General features: G+C 70.2%; 24 protein-coding genes. 16 read left to right on the forward strand and 8 right to left on the reverse strand.

The window, feature by feature from the left end:
- Positions 1-5: 5 nt before the first annotated feature.
- Positions 6-1,328 (reverse strand): hypothetical protein, encoded by a 1,323-nt coding sequence (locus P0W64_RS09660; RefSeq protein ID WP_275479876.1) that lies wholly within the window; start codon positions 1,326-1,328, stop codon positions 6-8.
- Positions 1,329-1,441: 113 nt separating this feature from the next.
- Here P0W64_RS09660 and P0W64_RS09665 point away from each other — a divergent pair, with 113 nt between their 5' ends.
- From P0W64_RS09665 to P0W64_RS09685, 5 genes are read left to right on the forward strand one after another with little or no spacing between them, the layout of a single operon-like run.
- Complete coding sequence (locus tag P0W64_RS09665; RefSeq protein WP_275479877.1) at positions 1,442-2,101, forward strand: glycosyltransferase family 2 protein; 660 nt, start codon at positions 1,442-1,444, stop codon at positions 2,099-2,101.
- Positions 2,098-2,754, forward strand: a complete 657-nt coding sequence (locus tag P0W64_RS09670; protein WP_275479878.1) for a DUF2064 domain-containing protein — start codon at positions 2,098-2,100, stop codon at positions 2,752-2,754. The genes P0W64_RS09665 and P0W64_RS09670 overlap by 4 nt, the downstream gene beginning before the upstream one ends.
- A complete protein-coding gene (locus P0W64_RS09675) occupies positions 2,751-3,377 on the forward strand; it encodes a class I SAM-dependent methyltransferase (RefSeq protein WP_275479879.1) in 627 nt (208 codons plus the stop codon). The genes P0W64_RS09670 and P0W64_RS09675 overlap by 4 nt, the downstream gene beginning before the upstream one ends.
- On the forward strand, positions 3,356-4,492 hold the full coding sequence (locus P0W64_RS09680; RefSeq protein WP_275479880.1) for a molybdopterin-dependent oxidoreductase: 1,137 nt from the start codon (positions 3,356-3,358) through the stop codon (positions 4,490-4,492). The genes P0W64_RS09675 and P0W64_RS09680 overlap by 22 nt, the downstream gene beginning before the upstream one ends.
- Positions 4,489-4,887, forward strand: a complete 399-nt coding sequence (locus tag P0W64_RS09685; protein ID WP_275479881.1) for a hypothetical protein — start codon at positions 4,489-4,491, stop codon at positions 4,885-4,887. The genes P0W64_RS09680 and P0W64_RS09685 overlap by 4 nt, the downstream gene beginning before the upstream one ends.
- Here the strand turns inward: P0W64_RS09685 and P0W64_RS09690 are convergent.
- Entirely contained in the window at positions 4,877-5,365 is a 489-nt protein-coding gene (locus P0W64_RS09690) for an SRPBCC family protein (RefSeq protein ID WP_275479882.1), read from the reverse strand. The two genes, P0W64_RS09685 and P0W64_RS09690, sit on opposite strands and share 11 nt — an antisense overlap.
- Positions 5,366-5,587: 222 nt before the next feature.
- Here P0W64_RS09690 and P0W64_RS09695 point away from each other — a divergent pair, with 222 nt between their 5' ends.
- The 4 genes from P0W64_RS09695 to P0W64_RS09710 are packed head-to-tail and all read left to right on the forward strand — an operon-like array spanning position 5,588 to position 12,090.
- The gene (locus P0W64_RS09695; protein WP_275479883.1) at positions 5,588-6,526 is read left to right on the forward strand and encodes a diiron oxygenase; all 939 of its coding nucleotides are present in this window, start codon (positions 5,588-5,590) and stop codon (positions 6,524-6,526) included.
- Positions 6,526-8,094 carry a 4Fe-4S binding protein gene (locus P0W64_RS09700; protein WP_275479884.1) on the forward strand — a complete coding sequence of 523 codons (1,569 nt, stop codon included), beginning with the start codon at positions 6,526-6,528 and terminating at the stop codon, positions 8,092-8,094. The genes P0W64_RS09695 and P0W64_RS09700 overlap by 1 nt, the downstream gene beginning before the upstream one ends.
- A gap of 16 nt (positions 8,095-8,110) precedes the next feature.
- Entirely contained in the window at positions 8,111-8,839 is a 729-nt protein-coding gene (locus tag P0W64_RS09705; RefSeq protein WP_275479885.1) for a TetR family transcriptional regulator, read from the forward strand.
- A gap of 11 nt (positions 8,840-8,850) precedes the next feature.
- Positions 8,851-12,090, forward strand: a complete 3,240-nt coding sequence (locus tag P0W64_RS09710) for a BTAD domain-containing putative transcriptional regulator (RefSeq protein WP_275479886.1) — start codon at positions 8,851-8,853, stop codon at positions 12,088-12,090.
- On the opposite strand, the gene P0W64_RS09715 is transcribed toward P0W64_RS09710, so the two are convergent.
- Positions 12,072-12,890 (reverse strand): ABC transporter permease, encoded by an 819-nt coding sequence (locus P0W64_RS09715; protein WP_275479887.1) that lies wholly within the window; start codon positions 12,888-12,890, stop codon positions 12,072-12,074. The two genes, P0W64_RS09710 and P0W64_RS09715, sit on opposite strands and share 19 nt — an antisense overlap.
- A 3-nt stretch (positions 12,891-12,893) precedes the next feature.
- Positions 12,894-13,883: an ATP-binding cassette domain-containing protein gene (locus P0W64_RS09720; RefSeq protein WP_275479888.1), complete on the reverse strand. Its 990-nt coding sequence runs from the start codon at positions 13,881-13,883 to the stop codon at positions 12,894-12,896.
- Between the two features lie 230 nt (positions 13,884-14,113).
- Between P0W64_RS09720 and P0W64_RS09725 the strand changes: the two genes are divergently transcribed.
- Entirely contained in the window at positions 14,114-14,920 is an 807-nt protein-coding gene (locus P0W64_RS09725) for an alpha/beta hydrolase (RefSeq protein WP_275479889.1), read from the forward strand.
- A gap of 14 nt (positions 14,921-14,934) precedes the next feature.
- Here P0W64_RS09725 and P0W64_RS09730 read toward each other — a convergent pair whose 3' ends face one another.
- Both P0W64_RS09730 and P0W64_RS09735 read right to left on the reverse strand, forming a co-directional pair.
- Positions 14,935-16,317, reverse strand: coding sequence for an aspartate aminotransferase family protein (locus P0W64_RS09730; protein ID WP_275479890.1), 1,383 nt, complete (start codon positions 16,315-16,317; stop codon positions 14,935-14,937).
- Between the two features lie 9 nt (positions 16,318-16,326).
- Positions 16,327-17,844, reverse strand: a complete 1,518-nt coding sequence (locus tag P0W64_RS09735) for a CoA-acylating methylmalonate-semialdehyde dehydrogenase (RefSeq protein WP_275479891.1) — start codon at positions 17,842-17,844, stop codon at positions 16,327-16,329.
- A gap of 81 nt (positions 17,845-17,925) precedes the next feature.
- Here P0W64_RS09735 and P0W64_RS09740 point away from each other — a divergent pair, with 81 nt between their 5' ends.
- A complete protein-coding gene (locus tag P0W64_RS09740; protein WP_275479892.1) occupies positions 17,926-19,500 on the forward strand; it encodes a PucR family transcriptional regulator in 1,575 nt (524 codons plus the stop codon).
- Positions 19,501-19,579: 79 nt separating this feature from the next.
- Here the strand turns inward: P0W64_RS09740 and P0W64_RS09745 are convergent, their stop codons facing one another.
- Both P0W64_RS09745 and P0W64_RS09750 read right to left on the reverse strand, forming a co-directional pair.
- Positions 19,580-21,223, reverse strand: coding sequence for a long-chain fatty acid--CoA ligase (locus P0W64_RS09745; protein WP_275479893.1), 1,644 nt, complete (start codon positions 21,221-21,223; stop codon positions 19,580-19,582).
- A 26-nt stretch (positions 21,224-21,249) separates the two neighbouring features.
- Entirely contained in the window at positions 21,250-22,014 is a 765-nt protein-coding gene (locus P0W64_RS09750; protein WP_275479894.1) for an SDR family oxidoreductase, read from the reverse strand.
- Positions 22,015-22,130: 116 nt separating this feature from the next.
- Between P0W64_RS09750 and P0W64_RS09755 the strand changes: the two genes are divergently transcribed.
- The 5 genes from P0W64_RS09755 (at position 22,131) to P0W64_RS09775 (ending at position 26,067) form a co-directional block, all read left to right on the forward strand.
- Complete coding sequence (locus tag P0W64_RS09755; protein WP_275479895.1) at positions 22,131-22,322, forward strand: helix-turn-helix transcriptional regulator; 192 nt, start codon at positions 22,131-22,133, stop codon at positions 22,320-22,322.
- Positions 22,312-22,716: a hypothetical protein gene (locus P0W64_RS09760; RefSeq protein ID WP_275479896.1), complete on the forward strand. Its 405-nt coding sequence runs from the start codon at positions 22,312-22,314 to the stop codon at positions 22,714-22,716. The genes P0W64_RS09755 and P0W64_RS09760 overlap by 11 nt, the downstream gene beginning before the upstream one ends.
- 16 nt (positions 22,717-22,732) lie before the next feature.
- Positions 22,733-23,503, forward strand: a complete 771-nt coding sequence (locus P0W64_RS09765; RefSeq protein ID WP_275479897.1) for a deoxyribonuclease IV — start codon at positions 22,733-22,735, stop codon at positions 23,501-23,503.
- On the forward strand, positions 23,500-24,114 hold the full coding sequence (locus tag P0W64_RS09770; RefSeq protein ID WP_275479898.1) for a class I SAM-dependent methyltransferase: 615 nt from the start codon (positions 23,500-23,502) through the stop codon (positions 24,112-24,114). Before P0W64_RS09765 ends, P0W64_RS09770 begins: the two co-directional genes overlap by 4 nt.
- A gap of 117 nt (positions 24,115-24,231) precedes the next feature.
- Positions 24,232-26,067, forward strand: a complete 1,836-nt coding sequence (locus P0W64_RS09775; protein WP_275479899.1) for an acyl-CoA dehydrogenase — start codon at positions 24,232-24,234, stop codon at positions 26,065-26,067.
- Positions 26,068-26,106: the final 39 nt, after the last annotated feature.

Raw genomic sequence — 26,106 nt, forward strand, 5'->3', positions numbered from 1 at the left:
CCTCCTCACTGATAGACCTGCACGACGTGGGCGATGACCAACGCCGTCACCGCCTGCACCGCCAGCCAGGCCCGCGTCGCGCCGACCGGCGCACGGGGGGCTGAGAGCCCGGCGCCGCACGTCACCCACAGTGTGAACGGTAGCCAGATCCGCTCGACTTCGGCCTTGCTCAGCGCGGAGAGATCCGCTGCGACCATCGCGGCCGCCGCGCCGAGCACCAGGACCGCCAGCGCGGGGGCGGCACGGGGCCGCCGCAGCGACGCGCCCGCGCGAGCCAGCGCCGCGCCGCCGGCGGGCCCGAACGCGCACGCCGCGGCAGCGAGGTCGCCCCATACCCAGTACGAGAACGGCCGGAACGAGGCGATGCCCTGGTAGTACCGCATCATCACGGCGTGATAGCCGTCGAGCCACCAGAAGCCGCCCGCAGCGAACAGCCCCGCGACGACGACGGCCGCCGGCACCGCCGCGAGCAGCGGCCGGAGATTCCGGGCTGCGATCAGTACCGCGAGCGCGGGAAACGCAGCGAGCACCAGCCCATAGTTGAGGAACACCGCCCATCCGAGCAGCAGACCCGCCGCCCCTGCGCAGAGCCACGATCGAGCACCTCGCCGCCGCGCCGCGGCCACCGCGAGCAGAGCGAGCCCCCACGCCGCGACCCCGGCGAAGTAGGCGTCGCCCGACACCGCGAGCCAGAGTCCGCCGGGGAAGAGGGCGAGGAACGGCGCGCACGGCCGTGCGGCCGCCTCGCCCGCCAGCGCGCGGACCGCGATCAGCGCCGCCGCAGCGCCGCTCGCTCCGACCGCCACGCAGAAGAGCGCCGCCCACGTCCCGCCTCCCAGGCCTATGCGGTCCAGCGCGACGAACGTGAGCAGCGCGCCCGGCGGGTGCCCGGAAACATGCACCGTCCACGAATCCGGTTGGTGGTCCGGGATCCTCCTCGCGAACACGTGCAGGACGGCGATCCCCGGCACGCGCGGCACCTCGTGCAGGTATTGGTCGTAACCGGTCAGCTTGGTCGCGAACGCACGCCAACCCCCGACGGTCCCCAGGGCCAGCGACCACGCAGCGAGCGTCGCCGCGGTGCCCGCGACGAGTGCGCCGAACGGCGACCGCCGCACGGCCGCCGGCCCCCAGCACACCACCAGCGCCGCGATCGCCAGTGCCGGAACGGATCCCACGCCCAGGTGGGGATGGAAGCGCCCGAACAGCGGTGCGGCCTCGGCGACCAGGCGCATGCGGAAAGCCTCCGAAGCCAGACGCGGCACGGCCACGGCGGCCGCCACCAGGAGCACCGCCGCCGCAGCACCCGCGGCCTCTGTCCGTCGCACACCTAGACGCTAGCCGCCCACGGGCGCGCCGATCGCCGCCGCGCGACGACGTCATCGTTTCGTCATCACGCCGCACCTTCCCGCACCCGGCGCGCACGCCTAGCGTCGGTGACATGGCAGAGAACCCGACCGATGTCACGGTTATCATCCCGTGCCGCAACGAGTCCCGGAGCATCGGCGCCGTGGTCTCGGCGGTGCCGGGTGGGTTCGGCGTGCTGGTCGTAGACAACGGCTCGACAGATCGCACAGACGCCGCCGCGCGTGATGCCGGGGCACGCGTCGTGACCGAGCCGGAGCCCGGATACGGCGCCGCCGTACACACGGGGATCGTCGCCGCAGGGACGCCGATCGTGTGCACGATCGACGGCGACGGATCCTTCGACCCGGCCGATCTCACCGCCCTCGTCGGAGCGGTGCGACGCGGTGCCGACCTCGCCGTCGGCCGCAGGCGCCCTGCCCCCGGGGCCTGGCCCTGGCACGCACGCGCCGGCTCCGCACTGATCGCCCGCAGCCTGCGCCGGCGGTATGGGATCGACGTGCACGACATCGCGCCACTGCGCGCCGCTCGACGGGACGAGCTGCTGCAGCTGGGGATCCGTGACCGGCGGTCGGGCTATCCGGTCGAGCTCCTGACACGGGCCGCCCGCGCCCGGTGGGACGTCCGGGAGTTCGACATCGCATACGGCGCCCGGACCGCGGGCCGGTCGAAGGTGTCCGGTTCGGTGCGCGGCAGCGCGATCGCCGCCGCCGACTTCCTGAGGAGCGCTCTGTGAACACGATCCTCGTGGTCGCGAAGCGACCCGTGCCGGGCCACGCCAAGACGCGCCTCATACCGGGCTACGGCGCCGGCGGCGCCGCGCGGCTCGCAGCGGCGGCACTCCGGGACACCCTGCGGGCCGCGCTCGCGGTTCCCGACACGCGGTGCACGGTGGCGTTCCACGAATATGACTGGGGGCCGACAGCTCCCGCGGAGTGCGACGATCTCCTGCGGCGGTGCGATGTGTTCCTCCAGACGGGTACCACGTTCGCGGAGAGGCTCGCCGACGCGCATCGCCGCGCCGGGCCGGGCCCCGTCCTCCAGATCGGCATGGACACGCCTCAGGTCACACCCGAGCTCCTCGCGCACGGTCTCGATCAGCTCGGCGCCGGCACGGCCGTCCTCGGCCCCGCCCTCGACGGCGGGTGGTGGGCCCTCGGTCTGCACGGCGGTCGCGGAGCGGAAGCACTACTGCACGTGCGGATGTCGACACCGCTCACCGGCGCCGACACCCGCCGGGCACTGCGCAGCGCGGGCCTCTCGGTCACGATGCTGGCGCCATTGCGGGACGTCGACCGACCGTCGGACGTGTCCGTCGTCGCGGCCGCGTGCCCGCCGGGTAGCGAGTTCGCCACCACCGCGAGGCGGCTCGCGGTGGCCCGGCTGTGACCGCGGTGTGGGAGCCGGCGTTCGCCGGGGACACCGCGGCGGCCCTGGAGCGCGGTTCCGGTCGGTCGCATCCGCTGCCCGTGCGCCGCTGGCGCGCCTCGGACAACGAGGACACCGAGTTGGTCTCCACCATCGCCGGCTGGTGCCGGGGTCCGACGGTGGACCTGGGCTGCGGCCCCGGTCGGGTCGTGGAATCCCTTTTGCGGCACGGGGTTCCGGCGCTCGGTGTGGACAGCGCTCCGTCGGCGGTAGCTCTCACGCGGGCACGCGGCGGCGCAGCGATCCTGCGGGACGTGTTCGCGCCGCTGCCGGGCGAGGGTCGTTGGTCCTACGCTCTGCTGCTGGACGGCAACATCGGTATCGGCGGTGACCCACATCGGCTCATCGAGCGCGCCGCACGTCTGGTCGCGCGGCACGGATCGCTACTGGTCGAGGTCGATACCCGGATCCGCGGCATCGATCGGCACAGCGCACGCCTGCACACGGAATCATCCGTGTCCGAGTGGTTTCCGTGGTGCCAGGTCGGCCCGGACGCCGTCGACGGACTGGCGTGGGCAGCGCACCGACGCGTGCGGCGCACGGTCACCGTGGGGGGCCGGCGATGCGTGGAGCTGGCACCGTGATCCCGCCGCGGCCCGCGCTCCGTTCCACTCGGCTGACGGCGCACCTCGGCACGGCCCTCGGGATAGCGGTCGCCGTGTGCTTCGCGACGGGAATGCTGTCGCACCTGATCCAGCACCCGCCGTCATGGTTCGCCTGGCCCGCACATCCGGCGTGGCTGTACCAGCTGACACAGGGCGCGCACGTCGCTTCGGGCGTCGCCGCGATCCCGCTGACGCTGCTCAAGCTGGCCGTCGTGTATCCGAAGCTGTTCGCACGTCCCCTGATCGGCTCATGGCGCGCACCCGCAGCAAGTCTGCGGCGAGCCGCCGAGCGCGCCTCGATCGCCGTGCTGGTGATGGCGATCCTGTTCGAGCTGTCGACGGGGTTGCTCAACATCGCGCAGTGGTACCCGTGGCGGTTCTTCTTCCCCACCGCGCACTACGCGGTCGCATGGGTCGCCGCCGGCTCCGTCGCGATACACGTGGCCGTCAAGCTGCCCGATATCGCTGCGGCATACCGGAGGAGCCCCGAGAGCGAACCCGTGGCGGGGGTCTCGCGCCGAGCAGTCCTCTTCACGGGGCTCTCGGCGGCCGCCCTGGCAGCGCTGGCCGTCGGCGGCCAGAGCGTCCCCGGCCTGCGCAGGATCGCGGTGTTCGCGCCACGCTCGGGGGACGGGCCACAGGGCCTACCCGTCAACCGCACAGCCGCGGCCGCCGGCGTACGGGCAGCGGCGGCAGATCCCGGATTCCGGCTCACCGTGGCGGGGCCGCGCACCGTCGTGCTGTCTCTCGCCGAGCTCCGGGCATTGCCACAGGCCACCGTCCGGCTACCCATCGCCTGCGTCGAGGGATGGACGACGTGGGCCACCTGGACGGGCGTGCGGGTAGGCGACCTCGCCGCTCTCGCGTCCGCCCCCGACGGCGCCGCGCTCCGCTTCCATTCGCTCGAGACGGGGCTCTACGGGGTCTCAACGCTGCCCGCGCCGCACGTGCGCGCCACCGAGAGCCTGCTCGCGCTACGCGTGAACGGGGCGGAACTCGACCTCGACCACGGCTACCCCTGCCGGCTGATCGCGCCGAGCCGCCCGGGGGTCACCCAGACCAAGTGGGTACACCGGATCGAGGTGCTCGGGTGAGAGCCACACGGGCCGCGCTGGGCACCGCCGGGCTCGGCGCGCTCGCATACGGCGGATGGCTCGCGGCCGGCCTCCCGCCCGGTGACCTGGTCTCCGCCGCGCTGTGGGCAGCGGCGGCGCTGGCACTCCACGACGGGGTGTTCGCGCCCGTGTGCCTGCTCGCCGGGCATACCTCGCGACGGCTACTGCCCCCGCGGTGGTGGGCGGCCGCGCTGGCGGCCGGGGTGCTCGCGGTCACCATCGCCGTGCTGGCGACGCCCGTCACGCGCGGGTCCGGACGGCCCCCGAACGGAACGGTGCTCGACCGGCCGTACGGCATCTCGCTCGGCGTCGCCGCGGTATGCGTCGCGCTCGCCGCGCTCGGCGCCCGGCTCGCGACCCGCATCAGGCGCTGAAGTACTTCTCCGTGTCCCTGCGCAGCGACGCGACGATCAGCGTGAGGACCGGCGCCGCAAGCCGCGCCCCGATGCGGCCCCCGACGGGCTCGACCAACAGCGTCCACGTGAACACCGAGCCGCCGGTCGGTGCGGGCTCGACCCTGTAACGCTCGGCCAGGCGGCTGAGTCCGGGCGCGGTCGCAGACTGGACGTAGAACGCCATCTCACGGTTCTCACCGATCTCGTCCCACTGGAAGAACAACTCGTCGGCGCTCACGCCGGGTCCCAGGACGACCCGGCGCGTGGTACCCGCAGCGAAGGGCCGCGGGCTGGTCCAACGGACCGCGCGCAGCGACTTGCACCAGTGCAACGGGTTGTCGGATGTCAGCTCCTCCCACACCCAGTCGACGCTGCGCGCCGACCGGACGGAGAACTCGTGGACACCCGGCCGACCGGGCTGCAGGTCGGCGGACGGGACGGGGTGGAGGGCGGGCACTGGGATCCTCTTTTCGCGGCGGGGCAAAAGGGTGGCGCCGCGGCCGTGCCGAGGTTCCGACCCCGACGGTAGACCACCCCGCAGGGCCACCGTACCGGTCCCCGCGAGATCGGGCCGTTACATTGACACCGCCTATCCGCACGTTCGTTTCGTTGACACGGAGGCGCTGCGCGTCTAGGTTTGAGGTGTCAAAGTCGACAACGCGAGAGAGGTCTGGTGATTATGACTATCACCGAACGCCCCGAGGTTCAGTCTCCGCAGAACGCTGCGGTGAGCACGCGGGATCAGGGCGCGGAGCAGGTCTCGGACCGGCTCCTCGAGTCCGCCGCGAAACTCTCGCGCAACGCCTTCAACGAGATCGACTGGGATCAGCCGATGGACCCGTCGCTGCACGGCTGCAGCCCGGAGTGGTGCACCCTGTTCGGCACCGACTACTGGAACGAGCTGACGGAGGAGCAGCGCATCGACCTGACGCGTCACGAGTTCGCGTCGGTGATGACCAACGGCATCTGGTTCGAGATGATTCTGCAGGAGATGGTCCTGCGCGATCAGTACCTCGGTGAGTACCACACCTCCGAGTACCAGTGGGCGCTCGTCGAGGTCGCCGAGGAATGCCGTCACTCCCTCATGTTCGCCAAGGCGTCCGAGAAGATGGTCGGCAAGTCGTACCGTCCGTCGAAGTTCGTCGGCCGCGCCGGCCGCATCTTCAAGAAGGTCGCCGGCGGGGCGGTCGCCTACGCGGGCATTCTCGTGGCCGAGGAGGTCCTCGACGTCTTCCAGCGTGGTTGTATGCGCGACGAGCGCGTGCTCCCCTTCATCCGCACCGTGAACGAGATCCACGTGCTGGAGGAGTCGCGGCACATGAAGTTCGCGCGCGAGGAGGTGCGCGAGTCGCTCGCCGACAAGAGCCGGTGGGGCAAGATGTGGCGCGGCTACGTGATCTCGATCGCCGCGTACCTGATCGTGACGTCGCTACACGATCCGCAGGCCTACACCGACGCCGGCCTCGACGCCGAGCGTGCGGTCCGTGAGGCGAAGAACAACCCGTACTACAGGTCGCAGGTCCGCGAGAGCTGCGTCCACCTCATGGAGTTCCTCGATGAGTGCGGTCTGCTGAACCGTGCGGCTCTGAAGTGGTATCGCAAAGCGAACATGTACTGATGCCGCATGTGATCACCCAGGCGTGCTGTAGTGACGCGTCATGTGTCAACGTCTGTCCGGTCAACTGCATACACCCCACGCCCGGTGAGCCGGGTTTCGGCGGTTCGGAGATCCTGCACATCGACCCGGACACGTGCATCGACTGCGGTGCCTGCGCCGACGCATGCCCGGTCGACGCGATCTATCCGCTGGACCGGCTCGGTCCCGCCGATCTGCCGTACGCGCAGATCAACGCCGACTTCTACACCGAGCACCCGGAGATCACGTCGGGTTGGGACGCCGTCGAGTACCGGCCCGCGGTGCGCGTCGGGTCCGAGTACCAGATCGCGATCGTCGGCACCGGGCCGTCCGCGGGCTACGCGCTACGCGAGTTGGTCGCACGCACCGACGCGCACATCACCGTCATCGACAAGCTGCCCACGCCGGGCGGACTGGTGCGCGCGGGTGTCGCGCCCGACCACCCCGGGACCAAGGGCGTGCTCAAGGGGTTCGACTTGATGTATCGGCACCCGCGGGTCACCGTCGCCACCAACATCGAGGTGGGCCGCGACGTGAGCCCGGCCGAGATCGACGAGTACTTCGACGCGGTGATCTACGGCGTGGGCGCCTCATCCGCCCGCAAGCTGGGCATCGACGGCGAGGACCTGCCCGGCAGCACCGCCGCCACGGACCTCGTGGCCTGGTATAACGCGGTCCCCGACGTGCCGCGGCCCTTCCCCGATCTGCCCGCGCGCAGCCACCGCGCCGTCGTCGTGGGGACAGGCAACGTCGCGCTCGACGTGGCACGGATCCTGCTGTCCCCGGTCGAACGCCTGCGCACCACCGACATCGCCGACCGCGCGCTCGAGTACCTCACCCGCCAGGATCTGCACGAGGTGGTGCTACTGGGCCGTCGCGCGGCGACCGACGCCGCGTACACAGCTGCGGAATTCCGTGCGCTGCAGTCGGTTCCTGGGCTCGAGGTGGTCGTGGACGAGGACGACGGGATCGATGTCACCGCGCCCGCGGACCCGTCGCGGCGGCGCATCGTCCTGAAGTTCCACACCTCGCCCGTTGCGGCGGTGGGCGACGAGGCCGTCGAGGCCGTGCGGGTCGACGCCGCTGGGACCGTGCGCGACATCCCGGCCGATCTGCTCGTGCGGTCCATCGGGTACCGCAGCGTGCCGATCGACGGGTTGCCCTTCGACGAGGCCGCGGGGCGGTTCCCCAACGCCGCCGGCCGCATCACCGGCCCCGACGGCGGCGTCCAACCCGGTCGCTACGTGGTCGGCTGGGCCAAGCGCGGTCCGAGCGGCGGCATCGGCACCAACCGGATCGACGCCATCGCAACCGTCGAGGCCCTGGTCGAGGACGTCGCGGCCGGGAAGCTCGCGGGCGGCAGGGGTACCGGTTCCGAGGCCTTCGTCGGGATGGCCCGCCGCCGCGTCGGGCGGGTCGTCGACTACGGCGGCCTGCGGTCGATCGACGTCGCCGAGCGCCGTCGCGGCGAGGTGCAGGGCCGCCCGCGTGTGAAGTTCGAGCGATTCGCGGACATGCTGGCGTCGACCAGGCGCAGTCGCCGGACCTGACATGGAGGCGCCTGCGATGATGGAGTCCATGGTGGACCTGAATATCCGGTCACTGATCGGCGCCGGCAACATGCGCGAGCGGATGCGCGCGGAGGCCAGGCGTCTCCCGCTGCGTGCCATGACACGCATGGTGTCGCGCAGCACCGCCATCGAGGCCGCGCGCCAGATCCTGGTGGACAAGCCGTGGGCCGAGATCACCATGGCCGAGATCGCGACGCTGGCCGGAATCAGCAGGCAGACGCTGTACAAGGAGTTCGGGTCCCGGGACGGGCTCGCCGAGGCCTACGTGCTGCGCTTCGTCGACGGCTTCCTGCATATCGTGCGGCAGGAGGTCGACTCGCACCCGGGCGACCCGCACACCGCGATTCGCGAGGGCTTCGGGCAGTTCCTAGCCCTCGCGATCAGCGACCCCCTGGTCCGGCACGGTATCGCGGGCCCCGACCCGCAGACCGAGTTGCTCCGCCTGCTGACCACCGACGGCGGCAAGATCTACACCCACGCGACCGACGGCCTCACCGAGATCTTCATGAACAGCTGGGCGGCCGTACCCATCGACCGCGCTCGGGTCCTGTCCGACGGCCTGGTGCGCCTCGCGATCAGCAACGTCGCCCTCCGGCACGGCACACCGGATTCCATCGCCCGCAACCTGGCAGACCTGTTCACGCCGTTCATCGAGCGCGAGCTGGCGGCCGCCCGCACCGGGACGCCGGAGGACGACGGTATTCGAGACGACACGGGCGCCTGACCCTCACTAGGGTGGACGGAGTGTCGACCTGCCGCACCACCGTCGGGCTGCTCGGCCCCGTAGCGGCGGGGCCCACACCCGACCAGCTCACCGAGGTACCCGGGCTGCGTGCCAAGCGCCTGCTGGCCTCGCTCGCGCTCGCGAGCGGCCGCTACGTATCCGCCGACCGGCTCGTCGAGGACGTGTGGGGTGGACGGGCGCCGTCGACGGCCGCCCTGCACACGCAGGTCTCGCGTCTCCGGCAGACGCTGACCGCCGTCGCGCCGGGCGCGGTCCTCGAATCCGGCCCGGCGGGCTACCGGCTGACCGGAGTGACGACGGATCTCGAAGTAGGCGAATCGGACTCGTCGTCTGCCCACTGGCGCGGGGAGCCCGGCGCAGACCTCGGCGACGATCCGGGCGGCGTCGGCGAGGAGGTTCGGCGCCGCGCCGCGCGGCTCGCGCGGCTGCGCGACGATCGCGACCTCGCCGCCGCACTGGCCGCCGGCGATTACACCGCGGCCCGGCGGATCGCCGAGATCCGATGCACCGCAGACCCACTCGACGAGCCGGCACATGTCGCGCTGATGCGAGCGGCGGCGGGTGAGGGCAACGTGCCCGAGGCACTCGCCACGTTCGATCGGCTTCGGCGCGCGCTCGCGTCCGAGCTCGGGGTGGACCCGGGCCCCGAGGCAGCGGCCCTGCACACGCGGCTCCTTGCCGGCGACGGCGATTCTCCCCCAATGATTCCCGCAGACGCGGCGAGCGTCGGGTTGCGCGCCGAACCATCGGATCTGATCGGCCGCGGAGACGACGTCTCCGCCGTGGTCGACCTTACGGAGCGGCATCGCGTCGTCACGGTGCAGGGACCGGGCGGAGTCGGTAAGACTCGGATCGCGCACACCGTGGGCAACGCGCTCTCCGCTCGCGGGAGGACCGTGTATTTCGTTGCGCTGGCACCGGTCACGGACCCGGAGGCGGTGCCCGGCGCCGTCGCGTCGGTGGTCGGAATCGGCGAGACGGACCGCTCACCCACCGGACGCCCGCGGATTCCGGCCGGCCCACTCACCGCCCGCCTGGCAGCCGCGCTGCGGGACCGCGCCGCGGTGCTGATCCTGGACAACTGCGAGCACGTGATCGATGCCGCCGCCGCGCTGGTGGGTGAGCTCGCGGCGGCCGCGCCGTCGCTCACCGTCGTGACCACGAGCCGCGGCCCGCTCATGGTGCCCGGGGAGCGGATCTACCCGTTGCCGGTCCTGTCCGCGGACGGGCCCGACTCACCCGCCGTGCAGCTGTTCACCCTGCGGGCGCAGGCGATCCGACCCGGCGCCACGCTCGACCCCGGCACGGTGGCAGACCTGTGCCGGGCGCTCGACGGCCTGCCCCTGGCGATCGAGCTGGCGGCGGCGCGCGTGCGGACGATGACGGTGCCCGAGATCGCCGCGGGACTCAGTGAGCGATTCGCGCTGCTGCGCACCGCCGACCGGACCACCGAGCCACGGCACCGCACCCTGTTCGCGGTGATCGACTGGAGCTGGGAACTACTCGACGAACGCGCCCGTCGCGCGCTGCGCCGCCTGTGCCGGTTCCCGGGCGGATTCGCCGCAGAGGCTGCGGCTGCGGTCCTCGCGGACTCCTCATCACCCGATGGGTCAGGCTTCCGGCCTGCTGTCCAGGACGCGCTGTCCGCGCTGGTGGATCAGTCCCTGCTACATGTCACCGATGACGGCGAGCAGACCCGCTACCGCATGCTGGAGACGGTCCGTGAGTTCGGTGCCGAACGGCTCGCCGACGCCGGGGACGACGCCGAGGTCTACGGGGCGATGGCCTCCTGGGGCCGCAGCGTCGCGACGCGCGCCCGGCGCTTGTTCGACACCGATGATCACACCGGACTCTTAGAGCTGATGTCCGTCGAGGCCGAGAATCTTCAATGGATCCTGTTGCACGCCACCGACACCGGTGACGTGGATACGGTCGTTTCGCTCTTCCCCGCCCTGTCGGCGTTCTGGGCGGCGCGCGGGCTGCGAGGAGACGCGGGCGCGTGGACCGAACGTGTACTCGACGCCCTCGACCTGCACCCCACCGGGCTGTCGGAGGAGCAGCGGCAGGCGTGGCAGGCAACGGTGCTCGCATGCGGGCCGCAGGCTCTGGTCGACCGACGGACGCGCGCGGTCGCGCACTCCCGCCTCCTGCTACGCCGGCTGTACCGTCCGGAGCTGGCCACCGTCCGGCTCACCGACTTCCTGTCATCCCTCGCTCTCGCACGCGATCTACATACCGCGTTCCGACTCCTCTTGGAGGGCATACGTTCTGCGGATCGCGACATCGTGGTCACCGCGCTGTCGATGCGCCAGAACCTGCGCGAGAACGCCGGAAACATCGACGGCGCGATCCGCGACGCCGTACTGCTCCGGCGCCGCGCCGCCGTCGCCCCCTGGGCCCGTGCGATGACCGCCTCCAACGAGGCCGGGCTGTACGGGCAGCGCGGGCGCTGGTCCGAGGCGCTACCCATCTACCGCACGGCGGCAAAGGAACTCGACTTGTTGGGCGCACCCATGGAGACCGCGCAGATCCGGTGCTACGTGGTCTGCACTCTCGCCGCGCTGGGTGAGGTCGAGGAGGCGCGCCGGGAGCTCGAGGGCCTGGAGGGCTATCTCCCGGCGTCGGGGGCGGCGAACGCCGACCCCGAGCACCGCACGGCGCTGCTGGTAGTGCATGCGGAAGTAGCGCTCGCCGCCGGTGAGGACCCTCTGCCGACGCTCCGGGAGGCCGCAGACCGCCTGCTCCGCGAAGAGCTCGGCCGGTTCTCGGACCCGGGACTCATGATGCTCATCAGCCGCACCGCGTGCGGGCTGGTCCTGGCAGGCGACGCCGCCACCGCTCACAAGCTGCTGCCGATGCTGAGCTCGTCGGTCGAGAATGCGGTGTCCACGGATGCCTGGTACGACCTTCCCCAGGGCGGCACCGCCGCTCTCGCAGCGGGATTCGTACTCGCCTCGACTCACGACGACTCGACGGGCGACGACCGGCCCGCGCGACTGGCGCTGTTCGGCATGCGTCTGGGGTCGCGGCTCGATTCGCTGATTCTCGACCGCGCTCACCGCGAGGCTCGGGAACGATGCGGTCTCCCAGCTGCGGACTGGGACGCGCTCGCCGAGAAGGCCGCGCACACGCCACGGCGCCAGGCCGCGAACGAGTTGCTCGCGGTCCTGGCGTCGATTCCCGAGGCCCGTTCGGATATAGGAGCCGCGCGTCAGGCCTCACGCATGTAGGCACGCACCGCGAGGGGCGCGAAGATCGCGACGATCACCGCGGCGCCGATCAGCGACCACACTACGTGGATACCGACGTGTCCGTTGTTGGTCAGTTCGCGTACGGCGGTGACGAGGTGGCTGATCGGGTTGATCTTGACGAACGCCTGCAGCCAGCCCGGCATCGTGTTCACGGGAACGAATGCGTTGGACATGAAGGTCAGCGGGAACATGATGAGCATGGACAGGCCCTGCACCGCGGTCGCCTTCTTCATGAGGCAGCCCATCAGGGCGAAGATCCACGAGACAGCGAAGCTGCACACCATCACCAGCGCGACGGATGCGAAGACGCCGAACACGTCTGGGCGCCAGCCCATCGCTATGCCGATCGCGAACGTGATGACGGACGCGATGAGGTAGCGCACCACGTCCGCGAGCAGCGCGCCGGCGAGCGGGCTGATGCGGGCGATGGACAACGACCGGAACCGGTCGAACACACCCTTCTCCATGTCCTCCCGCAGCTGCGTGCCGGTGACCACCGAGGTGGTGATGACCGTCTGCACCAGGATGCCGGGGATGATGACGGGCAGATACGAGTGGATGTTGCCGCTGATGGCGCCGCCGAAGATGTAGGTGAACATCAGCGTGAAGATGATGGGTTGCAGCACCACGTCGAACAGTTGCTCGGGGTTGTGCCGGATCTTCAGCAGGCCGCGGTAGCCCATGGTGAAGCTCTGCCGCACGGCGGCGGCGAAGGGGATGGATCTGGGAACCGGTGCCAGCGCACCGGATTCGAGTATCACGGGGGTTGCGGTGGTCATGATTCAGGCCTCCTTCGGGCCGGTGAGGGCGAGGAATACCTCGTCCAAGCTGGGCTGCGCGACCGTGATGGTCGCGACTTCGATGTCCTTGTCGCGCAGGGCGATCAGCACGTCCGGAACCAGGTCCGGGCGGTGCAGCGGGGCCGTCACCCGTCCGGCCTCGGCGCTCAGCGCGGGAGCCGTGCCGAGCACGCGCTCGACTAGCTCGGCGCACCGCGCGACGTCGGCGCGGTCGGCCGGGGACAACACGAGCGTGCTGCCGCCCACGGAACGTTTGAGCTCCGCGGCGGTGTCGTCCGCGATGACGCGGCCGTGATCGATCACGGCGATGCGGTCGGCGAGCTGGTCCGCCTCGTCCAGGTACTGCGTCGTGAGGAGCACGGTCGCTCCCCCGGCGACGAGTCGCCGGATGGTGTCCCACATCTGCGAGCGGGTGCGCGGGTCGAGGCCCGTCGTGGGCTCGTCGAGGAACAGTAGCGGGGGCGTGGAGATGAGGCTCGCCGCGAGATCGAGGCGCCGGCGCATGCCGCCGGAGAAGTCCTTCAGCGGCCGGGTCGCCGCCTCCGTGAGGCCGAACTCCTCCAGCAGGTCGTCGGCGCGACGCCGGGACGCCTGGCGAGACAGGCCTAGCAGACGCGAGAACAGCACGAGGTTCTCCCGGCCGGACAGGTCCTCGTCGACCGACGCGTACTGCCCCGTGACGCCCACCAGGGAGCGCACGGCGACGGAGTCGCGGGTGACGTCGTAGCCGAAGACCCGTGCGCTGCCCTCGTCGGGCTTCAGGAGGGTCGCGAGCATGCGTACCGTCGTCGTCTTTCCCGCACCGTTCGGGCCGAGCACGCCGTAGACGGTGCCGGTCGGGACGACGAGGTCGACGCCGTCGACGGCGCGCGTGCTGCCGAAGCGCTTCACGAGGCCGGTGGCCTCGATGGCGGGCGCCGTGCCGGCGCCTGTCGATGTGGCCGTTGGTCCGGCCGTGGTTGTCGTAGTCATGGCGGTAACGATGCGCCCGCGCTCTTACGCGGCTCTGACGTCGCTCTGTCGCCGCCTTACACGAGCCGATGTGCCGCGGTCGCGGCACGCGCGTGACCGTCCCGCAGGCACCGCCCACGCAGCGCCTCCGGCGCAACGGAGCTGGTAGCCGGGCCGTCAGGCGCACCGGTCGCAACACCCGCCATGAGAGGTATTGCACATCCGTCTATCACGCTCTAGCGTATGTCCGCATGACACTGGCGTATGAGCGGTTCGGTAATGGAGAACCTCTGGTTCTCGTCCACGGGATCGCACACCGACGGCAGGCCTGGTATCCGGTGGCGGAACGCCTAGCCGAGCACCGCGAGGTCATCCTGTTCGACCTGCCCGGACACGGCGAGTCCCCCGCCCTGGACCTGGAAGGCCGCCCGGTAAAGGACGTACTGCAGGAACAGCTGGTCGACCTGTTCGACCACCTCGGTCTACACCGGCCGCACATCGCCGGCAACTCGCTCGGCGGCCGCGTGGCCCTCGAGGCCGCGGCCGACGGCCTCGCGAGCAGCGCCACGACCCTGTCCCCCGCCGGCTTCTGGCGCGGCGACGCCGACTTCGCGCTCATCCGGGCGCACTTCGCGATCCTGGTGACGTCCGGCCTGCTGGCGTCGCCGGTCGCTCCGACACTCACCCGCTCGGCCCTGGGACGCAAGCTCATGATGGGCACCCTCATGACGCACGGCGAGCGCCTCGACGCCGAGCGCGTCGCCGGCGACCTGGCCAACATGGTGAACTCGCGCCATGCGCTACACGACATCATCGGCGGGGCGTTCCCGTTCGACGGTGCCATCCCGTCCGACGTGCCGGTGACCATCGCGTGGGGCACCCGGGACCTCGTACTCCTGCCGTACCAGGCGCGGCGTGCGCGCAAGCAGCTGCCGCAGGCCGAGCACATCTGGCTCGAGGGCGCCGGCCACGTACCCATGTCCGACGACGTCGACTCCGTCGTCGACATCCTCCTGCGCGGGTCCTCGCACGGGCTGCGGGAGGCCCGCGCGGCCTGATCCGTGCCACCGCCCTACTCCGTGTACGCGTCGGCGACCGCGAGGGCCTCGTCGAGGACGGCGAGACCCTCGCGTGCCTCGTCGGCGCCGACGGTGCAGGGCGGCACGATGTGCAGCCGGTTGTAGGACGCCACGGGCAGCATCCCGCCCTTGCGGCAGGCGGCCATGGTCTCGTTGATCGCGGCGCTGGAACCGCCATACGGCGCCAACGGTTCCCGAGTCTCGCGGCTACGCACGAGCTCCACGGCCCAGAACACTCCCACACCACGGACCTCACCGACGGACGGATGCCGTGCCGCGATCTCGCGCAGGCCCGGGCCCAGGACGTCCGCGCCGATGGCGGCGGAGTTCTCGACGATCCCCTCTTCGCTCATCGCGTTGATCGCCGCGACCGCGGCGGCGGTGGCGAGCGGGTGGCCCGAGTAGGTCAGGCCACCCGGGTACGCGCGGTGCGCGAAGGTCTCCGCGATCGCCGGGGAGATCGCGACGCCGCCCAGCGGCACATAGCCGGAGTTGACGCCCTTCGCGAACGTCATCAGGTCCGGAACCACCGGCCCGTCGGCGGTGTCGCCGTGTTCGATCGCGAACCACCTTCCGGCGCGGCCGAACCCGGACATGACCTCGTCCGCGATCATGACGATCCCGAACTCGTCGCACAGGGCGCGTACGCCCGCCAGGTAGCCGGCGGGCGGCACCATGATCCCGGCTGTGCCCGGAATCGACTCCTGTAGGACGGCCGCGATGGTCGCCGGGCCCTCCTGCTCGATGACACGCCGCAGCTCGGCGAGCGCACGCTCGCACTCCTGCTCCTCGGTCTCGGCGTAGAACGCCGAGCGGTAGAGGAACGGCCCGTTGAACCGCACCACTCCGGCCGCGCCGCGGTCGTTGGCCCACCGTCGGTGATCGCCCGTCAGGTTGATCGCCTGCTCGGTTCCGCCGTGGTACGAGCGGTACCGCGCAAGCACCTTCACGCGACCCGTGTGCAGACGTGCCATCCGCACCGCGTGCTCCACCGCGTCGGCGCCACCATTGGTGAAGAAGATCCGGTTCAGCTCGCCCGGTGTGCGCTCGGCGATGAGACGTGCGGCCTCGGAACGGGATTCGTTCACGTGCTGCGGCGCCACGGTCGCCAGGCGGGTGGCCTGCTCGGCGATGGCCGCGACGACCTTCGGGTGTTGATGCCCGATGTTCGTGTTGACCAGCTGCGACGAGAAGTCGAGGATCCTGTTGCCCTCGCCGTCCCAGAAGTACGAGCCTTCGGCGGCCAGCACCGTCATCGGAGCGATATCGGCCTGCGCCGACCACGAGTGGAAGACGTGCCTGCGATCGAGTTCATATGCACGACGGCCGGATTCGACGGCGTCGGCCAGGTCGCGCCCATCGGGAAGCTGCGTCATCGTGGTCTCCTAGTCGTTCTGGGGGAAGCCGAGGTCGATACCTCGCTGGCTCGGATCCTGCCACCGCGTGGTGACCACCTTGCCGCGGGTGAAGAAGTGGACGCCCTCGGCGCCGTGAGCGTGCGTGTCACCGAACAACGAGGCCTTCCAACCGCCGAAGCTGAAGAACGCGGTGGGCACGGGGATCGGCACGTTGATGCCGACCATGCCGACCTCGACCTCGTTCTGGAAGCGCCGCGCCGCGCCGCCGTCGGCGGTGAAGATCGCGGTGCCGTTGCCGTACTGATTGGCGTTCACCAGCGCGAGCGCATCGTCATAGGACGCGACCCGCACCACCGAGAGCACCGGACCGAATATCTCGTCGGTGTACACACTCATATCGGCGGTGACGTCGTCGAGCAGCGTGGGCCCGACGTAGAAGCCGTCGGCGACATCGCCCCCGACGGGCGTGACGCCCCGGCCGTCCACGACGACGGATGCCCCCGCCTCCTCGCCCGCATCGATATACGAGGAGACACGGTCGGCGTGCGCGCGCGTGATCAGCGGGCCCATATCGACGCCCCGGGCACCGTCGCCGGTCTTCAGACCCCGAGCACGCTCGGCGACCTTGCCGACCAGATCGTCGGCGATGTCGCCCACCGCTACGGCCACCGAGATGGCCATGCAGCGTTCTCCGGCCGCTCCGAAACCGGCGTTGACCAGCGAGTCCGCCGCCAGGTCGAGGTCCGCGTCCGGCAACACGATCGCGTGGTTCTTCGCGCCGCCCAGAGCCTGGACGCGCTTGCCGTGCGACGTACCGACCTCGTACACATACTTCGCGATCGGGGTGGAGCCGACGAACGACACGGCCTTGATGTCGGGGTGGACGAGCAACTCGTCGACGGCGGTCTTATCGCCGTTGACCACGTTGAACACGCCGTCGGGCAGGCCGGCCTCGGCCCAGAGCCGGGCGATCCACATGGTCGCCGACGGGTCCTTCTCGGACGGCTTGACCACGACGGTGTCGCCCGCAGCGATGGCGATGGGGAAGAACCACATCGGGACCATCGCAGGGAAGTTGAACGGGGAGATGATCGCGACCGGGCCGAGCGCCTGGCGGATCGAGGACACGTCTACCTTGGTCGAGACGTTCTCGGACATCGATCCCTTGAGCAGATGATTGATGCCGCAGGCGAATTCGACGACCTCTTGACCGCGGGACACCTCCGCCAGCGCATCTGAGCGCACCTTGCCGTGCTCGGCCGTGACGATCTCGGCCAGCTCGTGCTTGCGCGCGTTCAGCAGCTCACGGAAGTTGAAGAGGACGGCGGTGCGCTTGGCGAGCGAGGCGTCGCGCCACGCCGGGAAGGCCGCCTTCGCGGCGGCGACGACGGCCTGCGTGTCCTCCGCCGACGCGAGGGCGACGCGACCGGTGACGGCACCGGTGGCAGGATTCGTGACGGGGGCGGTCTCGCCGGAGGTGCCGGCGAAGTCCGTGCCTGCGGCCCAGTGGGCGATGGTCTGTACCGGGATCTCGGTTGCGGTCATGCATCGACGATCACACCGTTGCGCCGTCGCGGATCCCGACGATCTGTAACTGTTTCGCATCTCGGCTTTACACTCTGTCGGGTGGAGGTCACCGTCGCTCGCGTGCTAGCGCTTCCCGAGGTCCGCGCCGGCCGGCCGGAGCTGCTCACCGACGCCCCGCTGGACAGCCCGGTCCGCTGGGTGCACGTGGGCGACGCTCCCGACGTGAAGGACCTGCTCACGGGCGGTGAATTGATCCTCACGACGGGCCGCAGCCTCTCCGAGGATCCGGTCGGCTACGTCGACGGTCTCGTCGTAGCCGGCGCGGTCGGACTTCTCGTCGAGCTGGGCCCGCGCCTGGCGGCCGTGCCCGACGGTGCCGTGGCCTCCGCCCGGCGTGCCGGCATGCCGCTCGCGGCGCTACATCGCCGGATCCGCTTCGTCGAGGTCACGGAGCAGGTGCACCGGGAGATAGTCGCGGGGCAGTATGCGGAGGTCGAATTCGCTCGGCACACCCACGAGGTGTTCACCGCGCTGTCCATGCGGCGCGCCGGTGCGGACGACATCGTCGGCGCCGCGGCGAATCTGCTCGGCACGCCGGTCGTCCTGGAGGACACCGCGCGCCGGGTCGTCGCCGTGGCCGCCCTGGGCCACGCGCCGGCCGAACTGTTGCGTGGCTGGGAGCGCCGCGCGTCCGACCCCGACGTCGGTACCGGCGTCGGTACCGACGTCGGGGTCGACCGCCGGGTGTTCGCACGCCTGGTCGCACCGCTCGCAGACGAGGAACGGAGAGGCCGAACGGAGACCGTGCTCGAACGCGCCGCGCAGGCCCTTGCGCTGCGCGAGATGGTGGAACGCGACCGTAGCCTGCTCGAGCAACAGGCACAGTCCGGGCTGCTCGACGACCTGCGGAACGGCCGGGTACCCGACGAGCCGAGCGCGTCTGCTCGCGCCCGCGCACTCGGTGTGCCCACGGCGCTGCGGTACCGGCCCCTGGCGGTCGTCTCGGACATCACGCCGGGGGCGCATGAGGTGGATGCGCAGCGCCGGCAGGTACAGATGCACGACGCGGTGCGGTACGCCCTGAGTGCCGCTGGACTGTCCGCCCTCACCGCGGCAGGCTCGGGCCGCATCGACCTGATCCTCTCCTGCCCCAAGGGATTCGACGAGTCCGCAGCCGAGGCGATCGGGCGGCGCATCGCAGCCGAGACCGGTCGCGTACGCGGGGTTCGGCGGACGGTTCTGGGCGCCGGCCCGGCCGCCGGGCGACTGATCGACGCGGCGGGCGGGCTCGCAGAGGCCGCGCACGTCGCACAGGTCGCGCTCTCGATGCCGCACTCCGGGCGACAGGCCGTGTTCGGCGCCGGAGACACGAGGCTGCGCGGCCTCGCCGCGCTGCTCCGCGACGACCCGCGCGTATCCGCTTTCGCCGAGGCCGAACTCCGTGGGCTGCTGGCGTCACCGCGGGCGGCCGAGCTCACCGATCTCCTGCGCGCCTATCTCGAGGAGGGCGGCCACAAGACGGCTCTCGCAGCGCGCCTACACCTTTCGCGGCCGACCCTCTACGCGCGCCTCGCCGATCTCCAGGCGGTGCTCGGGACCGACCTCGACGATCCCGAGTCGCGCACGAGCCTGCACGCGGCCCTGCTCTTCCGCGACTCGCGCGCGACCCGATGACGGCGCCGCCACACCGTGCTGCGAACTGCACCCCTGCGGTGCACTCCTCAGCACTCTCGGGGAGCCCCGCCCGCAGACATCAGCTGCGCGACTCGACCACCTCGTAGGCGCCGTCGGCGTACTGGGCACGGATGACCTTCTTGTCGAACTTTCCGACCGAGGTCTTGGGGACCTCGGTGACGAAGGCCCAGCGCTCCGGCACCTGCCAGCGCGGCACACGCTCGGCGAGGTAGGCACGCTGCTTATCGACATCGGCGTCGGCCGCGTCCTTGACCACGGCCAGGACGAACGGCCGCTCGTCCCACTTCTCGTCGGGCACGCCCACGACCGCAGCCTCCGCGATCGTCGGGTTCGCCATCACGGTGTTCTCCAGTTCCACCGAGCTGATCCACTCGCCGCCGGTTTTGATCATGTCCTTGGTGCGGTCGACGATCGTCATGAACCCGTCCGGACTGATCGTCGCGACGTCACCGGTGCGCAGCCAGCCGTCGTGGAACTTGGCCTCCTCACTGACCGGGCCGTCCGGCGAGTAGTACGCGCCGGTGATCCACGGGCCGCGCACCTCGAGCTCGCCCGCGGACTCGCCGTCCCAAGGCTGCTCGGTGCCGTCGTCGGCGATGAGCCGCGCCTGCACGGACGCCGGGAAACGCCCCTGCGTCACCCGGTAGGCGAACTCCTTCTCCGGATCTTCGATACCGAACGGCGGACGCGAGACGGTGCCCAGCGGGGACGTCTCGGTCATACCCCACGCATGCGTGATGCGGACGCCGTGACCGTCGAACGTGCGGATCATCGACGGCGGCACCGCAGCGCCGCCCACCACGACCTCACGCATGTGCGAGATATCCTGCGGCGCAGCCTCGAGACGCGCAGCAACGCCCTGCCAGATGGTGGGCACGGCAGCGGCGAACGTCGGCCTGGCCTCGGCCATGACCTGCAGCAGCGGCTCGGGCTGCAGGAAACGGTCGGGCATGACGAGCGTGATACCGGCCATCATCGCCGCGAAGGGCAGGCCCCACGACATGACGTGGAACATCGGGACGATCGCGAGCACCGAATCGGCATTGCCCAGCGCCATGCCCGACGAGGAGTTCACCTGCATCGAGTGCAACCAGATGCTGCGATGGCTGTATACGACGCCCTTGGGATCGCCCGTGGTGCCGGAGGTGTAACACATGACGGCGGGATCGCGTTCGGCGATCTCGGGCCACTCGTACGTGGTCGGCCTGCCGTCGATCAGTTCGTCGAACGAATGCACGGCGATGCCCTCCGGCGCCGTGAGCGCCTCCTTGGGCCCGTTGGCGACGACGACGTGCTCGACGTCGGGTGTGCCGGTCAGGTACTTCGAGAGGAGCGGCGCGACCGACGCATCGACGATGATCACCTTGTCGTTCGCGTGGTTGATGATGTAGACGGCCTGCTCCGGCGAGAGCCGCAGGTTGAGTGTGTGCAGCACGGCGCCCATCGCGGGCACGCCGGCGTACGCCACCTGGTGCTCGTTGTTGTTCCACATGAACGTGGCGACGCGGTCGCCGCGCTCGACGCCCAGCTCGGCCAGCGCGTTCGCGAGCTGGGCCGCCTTGTCCCCGATCTCGGAGAAGGACGCGTCCCGCAGCCCCTCCCCTGTCCACGTCCGGATACGGGCCTCGGGGAACACCCTCCGGCTGTACTCGACGAGTGCGGCGATTGTGAGCTCGCCTTCCATCATGGTGCTCTGGAACAAGGTGTCACGTCTCCTTCGACGGGCAGCTAGTGCGCGATGAACTTGTTGATCGTCCGGACCAAGGCCCTGGGAGCGAATTTACTCGAATTGGCCATCACGGTTGTGACCCTGCCCACTGAATAGTGGATGCGCGGCACCACCAGGACACCAGGATGTACCGCCTCCCAGATCTTGTCGGCGACCTGCTCGGGGGTGATGTTCACCCCGAGGGTCTTCGTCGACCCGTGGTCGACGTCGGCGAGCGCCGTCTTCGCCCACAACGGCCAGATCGCGACGACGCGGATGCCGTCCTCCTGCCACTCCAGGTCGAGGGCCTCGGACAGGCCGTGCACGTAGAACTTCGTCGCGCTGTAGGTCGCGATACCCGGCTGGCCGTAGATCGCCGACGCGGAGCACAGGTTGACCAGATGCCCCTTGTCCGCCCTCTTCAGGTACGGGTACGCCGCCTGCGCCCCGTACGTCAGGCCCAGCACGTTGATGTCGACCTGGAACTTCACCTGCTCGGGCGTGAGGTCCGCGAGGTCGCCGGCGACGAGGACGCCCGCGTTGTTGTCGAGCACGTCGATGCCGCCGCCGGTGTGCTCCGCGAACGCGGCGAGCGCCGTGTCCCACGACTGCGGGTCACGCACGTCCAGGTGCCCGGTAACGATCGCCGGGTGGTCGGCCTTCAAACCCTCCAGCGCCTCGTCGTTGACGTCGTATACGCCGACGGTCCAGCCTTCGGACAGGAAACGAAGGGCGGTCGCGCGCCCGATCCCGGCAGCTCCGCCGGAGATGAAGATCGATGACATGGGCCACAACCTACCTGCTGGTACCCGCCGAGTAAACGCCTTGTTGAACGCAACTCAACTGTCCCGGACGGAAAGTTCGCTTTACATATGGCAATGGAAAGGGTACTTTCCATTGCGTGCGGAACGATGTGCGGAGCCTTCGTAACGAAAGGGGCCTTTCACAGGCAGAACTCGGTGCGTCCCTTGGGGTCTCGCGTCAGACGATCAACGCGATCGAAGCCTGCCGATACAGCCCGTCACTGGCGCTGGCCATCGCGATCGCACGGCATTTCGGCACCACCGTCGAGGAGGTCTTCCATGTCGAGTAACACGATCCGAGTCCGGTACGCGAAGTGGTCCGTACCCGCGGTGGGCGTCGTCGCCGGGCTCGCGTACCTGGGGATCATGCTCGCGCGCGGCGAACCGGCTCTGGGCTTCGCGATGCTGGCGATCATGCTCACGTACGTCGCGGTGGTCGTGCTGCTGCGCCGCCGGTCCGAGACCGGGGCCCTGCTGGGCGGCGGCGAGGCCGACGAGCGGCAGCGCGAGATCGGCGTGCGCGCGATCGCGTTCACGGGCCAGGTGTTGATGCTCGCGATCCTCGGCGGCTTCTTCTTCACCCTCGCAACCGGCAGCTCGGCAGCCGCGATCTGGGCGGGACTGGCGGCGGTGGGCGGAGCGACGTTCGTCGCCGCGTGCATCGTGCTCCCCCGCCTGGGCTGACGACTACCCTGGTCGCATGCGCATCGGAGCACACGTCCGTGGTGACACGCACCCACTACAGACCGCAGAGCGCCTCGGCATCGACGTCATGCAGATGTTCGTGACCGATCCGCAGACCTTCGAGAAGCCGCAACCGCACCCGGAGCTCGAGGCCATCCGCGAGTCGTCCATCGACGTGGTGGTCCACTCCGCCTACGTCATCAACGTGGCGAGCCTGAACAACCGGCTGCGTATGCCGTCTCGGAAGTGCGTGGCGGACCAGGCGGCCGCGGCCGCGGATCTGGGCGCGTTCGGCCTCGTCGTGCACGGCGGCCACCTGCGCTCGGGCGAAGACCTCGCGGCGGGAATCGACAACTGGCGCAAGCTGTTCACGCGTCAGGAGGACAAGGGCGGGTTCGGCGTGCCGATCCTGATCGAGAACACCGCGGGCGGCGACGGAGCCATCGCGCGGCAGCTGGAGACCATCGGCCGGCTGTGGGACGCCGTCGGTGATCAGGGCGCCGGGTTCTGCCTCGACACATGTCACGCGTGGGCGGGCGGCGAGGACCTGCTCGGCATAGTCGAGCGGGTCATGGCGATCACCGGGCGCATAGACCTGGTGCACCTGAACAACTCTCGCGACGAGTTCGACTCGGCCCGCGACCGGCACGCGAATCTGCAGGACGGCACGATCGATCCCGACGTGCTCGCCGATGTCGCCCGGGCCGCGGGGGCGCCGATCATCCTGGAGACCCCCGCCGAAGGGCTCGCGGACGATGTCGCCTACATCAGGGAGGCACTCGCGTGAGCGGCCGGCACGAGCTGCCCCAGGCACCCGGACCCGAGGAGTGGGACGACCGCTACCGCTCGACCGACCTGGTGTGGGCGGAGCCGCCGACGCCGTGGGTGGTCGAGCAGACGACGGTGCTGCCGCCGGGCCGGGCCCTCGACGTCGGCACGGGCGAGGGGCACGACGCGATACACCTCGCGACCCGCGGCTGGGACGTGACGGCTCTGGATTTCTCGCGCGTCGGCCTCGACAAGGCTGCGACAGCCGCATCCCGGGCGCCGCGGAGCGTACGGGCGCGACTGCACTGGACGCTCGGCGACATCACCGTCGATCCGCTGCCCGAGGACGAGTACGACCTTGCCGTGTGGGCGTATCTGCAGCCCGCACCGTCGGATCTCGACCTGGCGATAACGAGGGTGTGCGACGGGCTCGCGGCGGGCGGCGTCCTGGTGCTGGCGGTGCACGAGCGCCTCGACGACCACCCCGAGATACCTGTGTTCGGCGCGACCGCGGTGTCCGGCGCTCTACCCGAGGACATGGTGGTCGAGCACGTCGAGTGGCGCGACAGTGACGCCCGCCACGGAACCGGCGTCGACCTGGCACTACGTGCCCGTCGCCGCGCTGCCTGACTACTTGTCTTAGTCGTGCGAGGCGACTATCCTGGCCTTATTACCGACTGGTAACTTACCCGGCGGTAAGACGCCGGTAAGCACAGAACAGCCCGCACACGAAGGTGGAACAGCCCCATGGGCCATTACAAGAGCAATGTCCGAGACCTCGAGTTCAACCTCTTCGAGGATCTGGGCGTCGGCGACGTACTGGAGTCCGGCGCATACGGCGATCTCGACAGCGACACCGCCAAGGAGATGCTGCGTGAGGCCGCCCGCCAGGCCGAGGGGCCGATCGCCGAGTCGTTCGCGACGGCAGACCGCAACCCGCCGGTCTTCGACCCCGAGAAGCACGACGTGACCATCGACCCGGCATTCAAGAAGTCGCTGGCGCAGTTCAACGACGGCGGCTGGGGCTACCTCGGCCTCGACGACGAGCTCGGTGGTACCGACGTGCCCCGTCCGCTCTACTGGAGCATCGCCGAGATGTTCCTGGGCGCCAACCCGCCCGTGTTCATGTTCTCGGCCGGCCCCGGCTTCGCGCAGATCATGTACGACCTGGGCACAGAGGATCAGAAGAAGTGGGCCGTGGTCTGCGCCGAGAAGGGCTGGAACGCCACGATGGTGCTCACCGAGCCCGACGCGGGCTCCGACGTGGGCGCAGGGCGCACCAAGGCGATCAAGCAGGACGACGGCTCGTGGCACATCGAGGGCGTCAAGCGTTTCATCACGTCGGCGGCCGTCGACGACATGTACGAGAACACCTTCCACCTCGTGCTCGCCCGCCCCGAGGGCGGCGCGCCCGGCACGAAGGGGCTGGGCCTGTACTTCGTGCCCAAGTTCCACTTCGACCCCGAGACCGGCGAGCTGGGCGAGCGCAACGGCGCCTTCGTCACCGGTGTCGAGCACAAGATGGGCATCAAGTCCTCGACCACCTGCGAGCTGACGTTCGGCGGACACGGCGTTCCGGCCCAGGGGTGGCTGGTCGGCGAGGAGATCAAGGGCATCGCGCAGATGTTCAAGGTCATCGAGCACGCCCGGATGATGGTCGGTACCAAGGCGATCGGCACGCTGTCGACCGGCTACCTCAATGCGCTCGGCTACGCCAAGGAGCGCGTCCAAGGCGCCGACCTGACGCAGATGGCGGACAAGACCGCGCCGCGCGTGACCATCACGCACCACCCGGACGTGCGCCGCTCGCTGCTCACGCAGAAGGCCTACGCCGAGGGCCTGCGTTCGGTGTATCTGTACACCGCCGCGCACCAGGACCCGCGCACGGCGAACGCCGCATCGGGCGCCGACGCCGAGATGGCGCACAAGGTCAACGACCTGCTGCTGCCCATCGTCAAGGGTGTCGGGTCGGAGCGTGCCTTCGTCCTGCTCGGCCAGGAATCGCTGCAGACGTACGGCGGCTCGGGCTTCCTCCAGGACTACCCGATCGAGCAGTACGTGCGTGACTCGAAGATCGACTCGCTGTACGAGGGCACCACCGCGATCCAGGCGCAGGACTTCTTCTTCCGCAAGATCCTCAAGGACCGCGGGGCCGCGCTCGGCCACGTCGCGGGCCAGATCACCAGCTTCGTCGAGGCCGAGTCGTCGGGCCGTCTGAAGGACGACGTGGCTCTGCTCGCCAAGGCCGTCGAGGACGTCCAGGCGATGGCCGCGACGCTGACCGGCTTCGCCATGGCGTCGCAGTCCGAGCCCAAGGAACTGTACAAGGTGGGCCTCGGTTCGGTGCGTTTCCTCATGGCGTTCGGCGACCTGCTGGTCGGCTGGCGCCTGCTGCATCAGGCCTCGATCGCGCAGGCCGCACTCGACGGTGGCGCGACCGGCGCGGACAAGTCCTTCTACGAGGGCAAGGTCGGCGTCGCAGACTTCTTCGCGAAGAACATGCTGCCGCTGCTGACCTCGACCAAGGACGTCATCGCCGCGCTCGACAACGATCCGATGGAGCTCGACGAGGCCGCGTTCTGATCGTTTCGCACCAGATATGAAGCGGGGGGGGGGGGGGGC

Source organism: Tsukamurella sp. 8F (assembly GCF_029167375.1).
GTDB lineage: Bacteria > Actinomycetota > Actinomycetes > Mycobacteriales > Mycobacteriaceae > Tsukamurella.

Bases quoted from the DNA above. Each gene is read 5' to 3' on its own strand.
- P0W64_RS09730 (WP_275479890.1), bottom strand. From the start codon at position 16,317: ATGACGCAGCTTCCCGATGGGCGCGACCTGGCCGACGCCGTCGAATCC.
- P0W64_RS09760 (WP_275479896.1), top strand. From the start codon at position 22,312: ATGTCGAGTAACACGATCCGAGTCCGGTACGCGAAGTGGTCCGTACCC.
- P0W64_RS09735 (WP_275479891.1), bottom strand. From the start codon at position 17,844: ATGACCGCAACCGAGATCCCGGTACAGACCATCGCCCACTGGGCCGCA.
- P0W64_RS09680 (WP_275479880.1), top strand. From the start codon at position 3,356: ATGCGTGGAGCTGGCACCGTGATCCCGCCGCGGCCCGCGCTCCGTTCC.
- P0W64_RS09775 (WP_275479899.1), top strand. From the start codon at position 24,232: ATGGGCCATTACAAGAGCAATGTCCGAGACCTCGAGTTCAACCTCTTC.
- P0W64_RS09725 (WP_275479889.1), top strand. From the start codon at position 14,114: ATGACACTGGCGTATGAGCGGTTCGGTAATGGAGAACCTCTGGTTCTC.
- P0W64_RS09665 (WP_275479877.1), top strand. From the start codon at position 1,442: ATGGCAGAGAACCCGACCGATGTCACGGTTATCATCCCGTGCCGCAAC.
- P0W64_RS09695 (WP_275479883.1), top strand. From the start codon at position 5,588: ATGACTATCACCGAACGCCCCGAGGTTCAGTCTCCGCAGAACGCTGCG.
- P0W64_RS09765 (WP_275479897.1), top strand. From the start codon at position 22,733: ATGCGCATCGGAGCACACGTCCGTGGTGACACGCACCCACTACAGACC.
- P0W64_RS09705 (WP_275479885.1), top strand. From the start codon at position 8,111: ATGATGGAGTCCATGGTGGACCTGAATATCCGGTCACTGATCGGCGCC.
- P0W64_RS09720 (WP_275479888.1), bottom strand. From the start codon at position 13,883: ATGACTACGACAACCACGGCCGGACCAACGGCCACATCGACAGGCGCC.
- P0W64_RS09750 (WP_275479894.1), bottom strand. From the start codon at position 22,014: ATGTCATCGATCTTCATCTCCGGCGGAGCTGCCGGGATCGGGCGCGCG.
- P0W64_RS09715 (WP_275479887.1), bottom strand. From the start codon at position 12,890: ATGACCACCGCAACCCCCGTGATACTCGAATCCGGTGCGCTGGCACCG.
- P0W64_RS09700 (WP_275479884.1), top strand. From the start codon at position 6,526: ATGCCGCATGTGATCACCCAGGCGTGCTGTAGTGACGCGTCATGTGTC.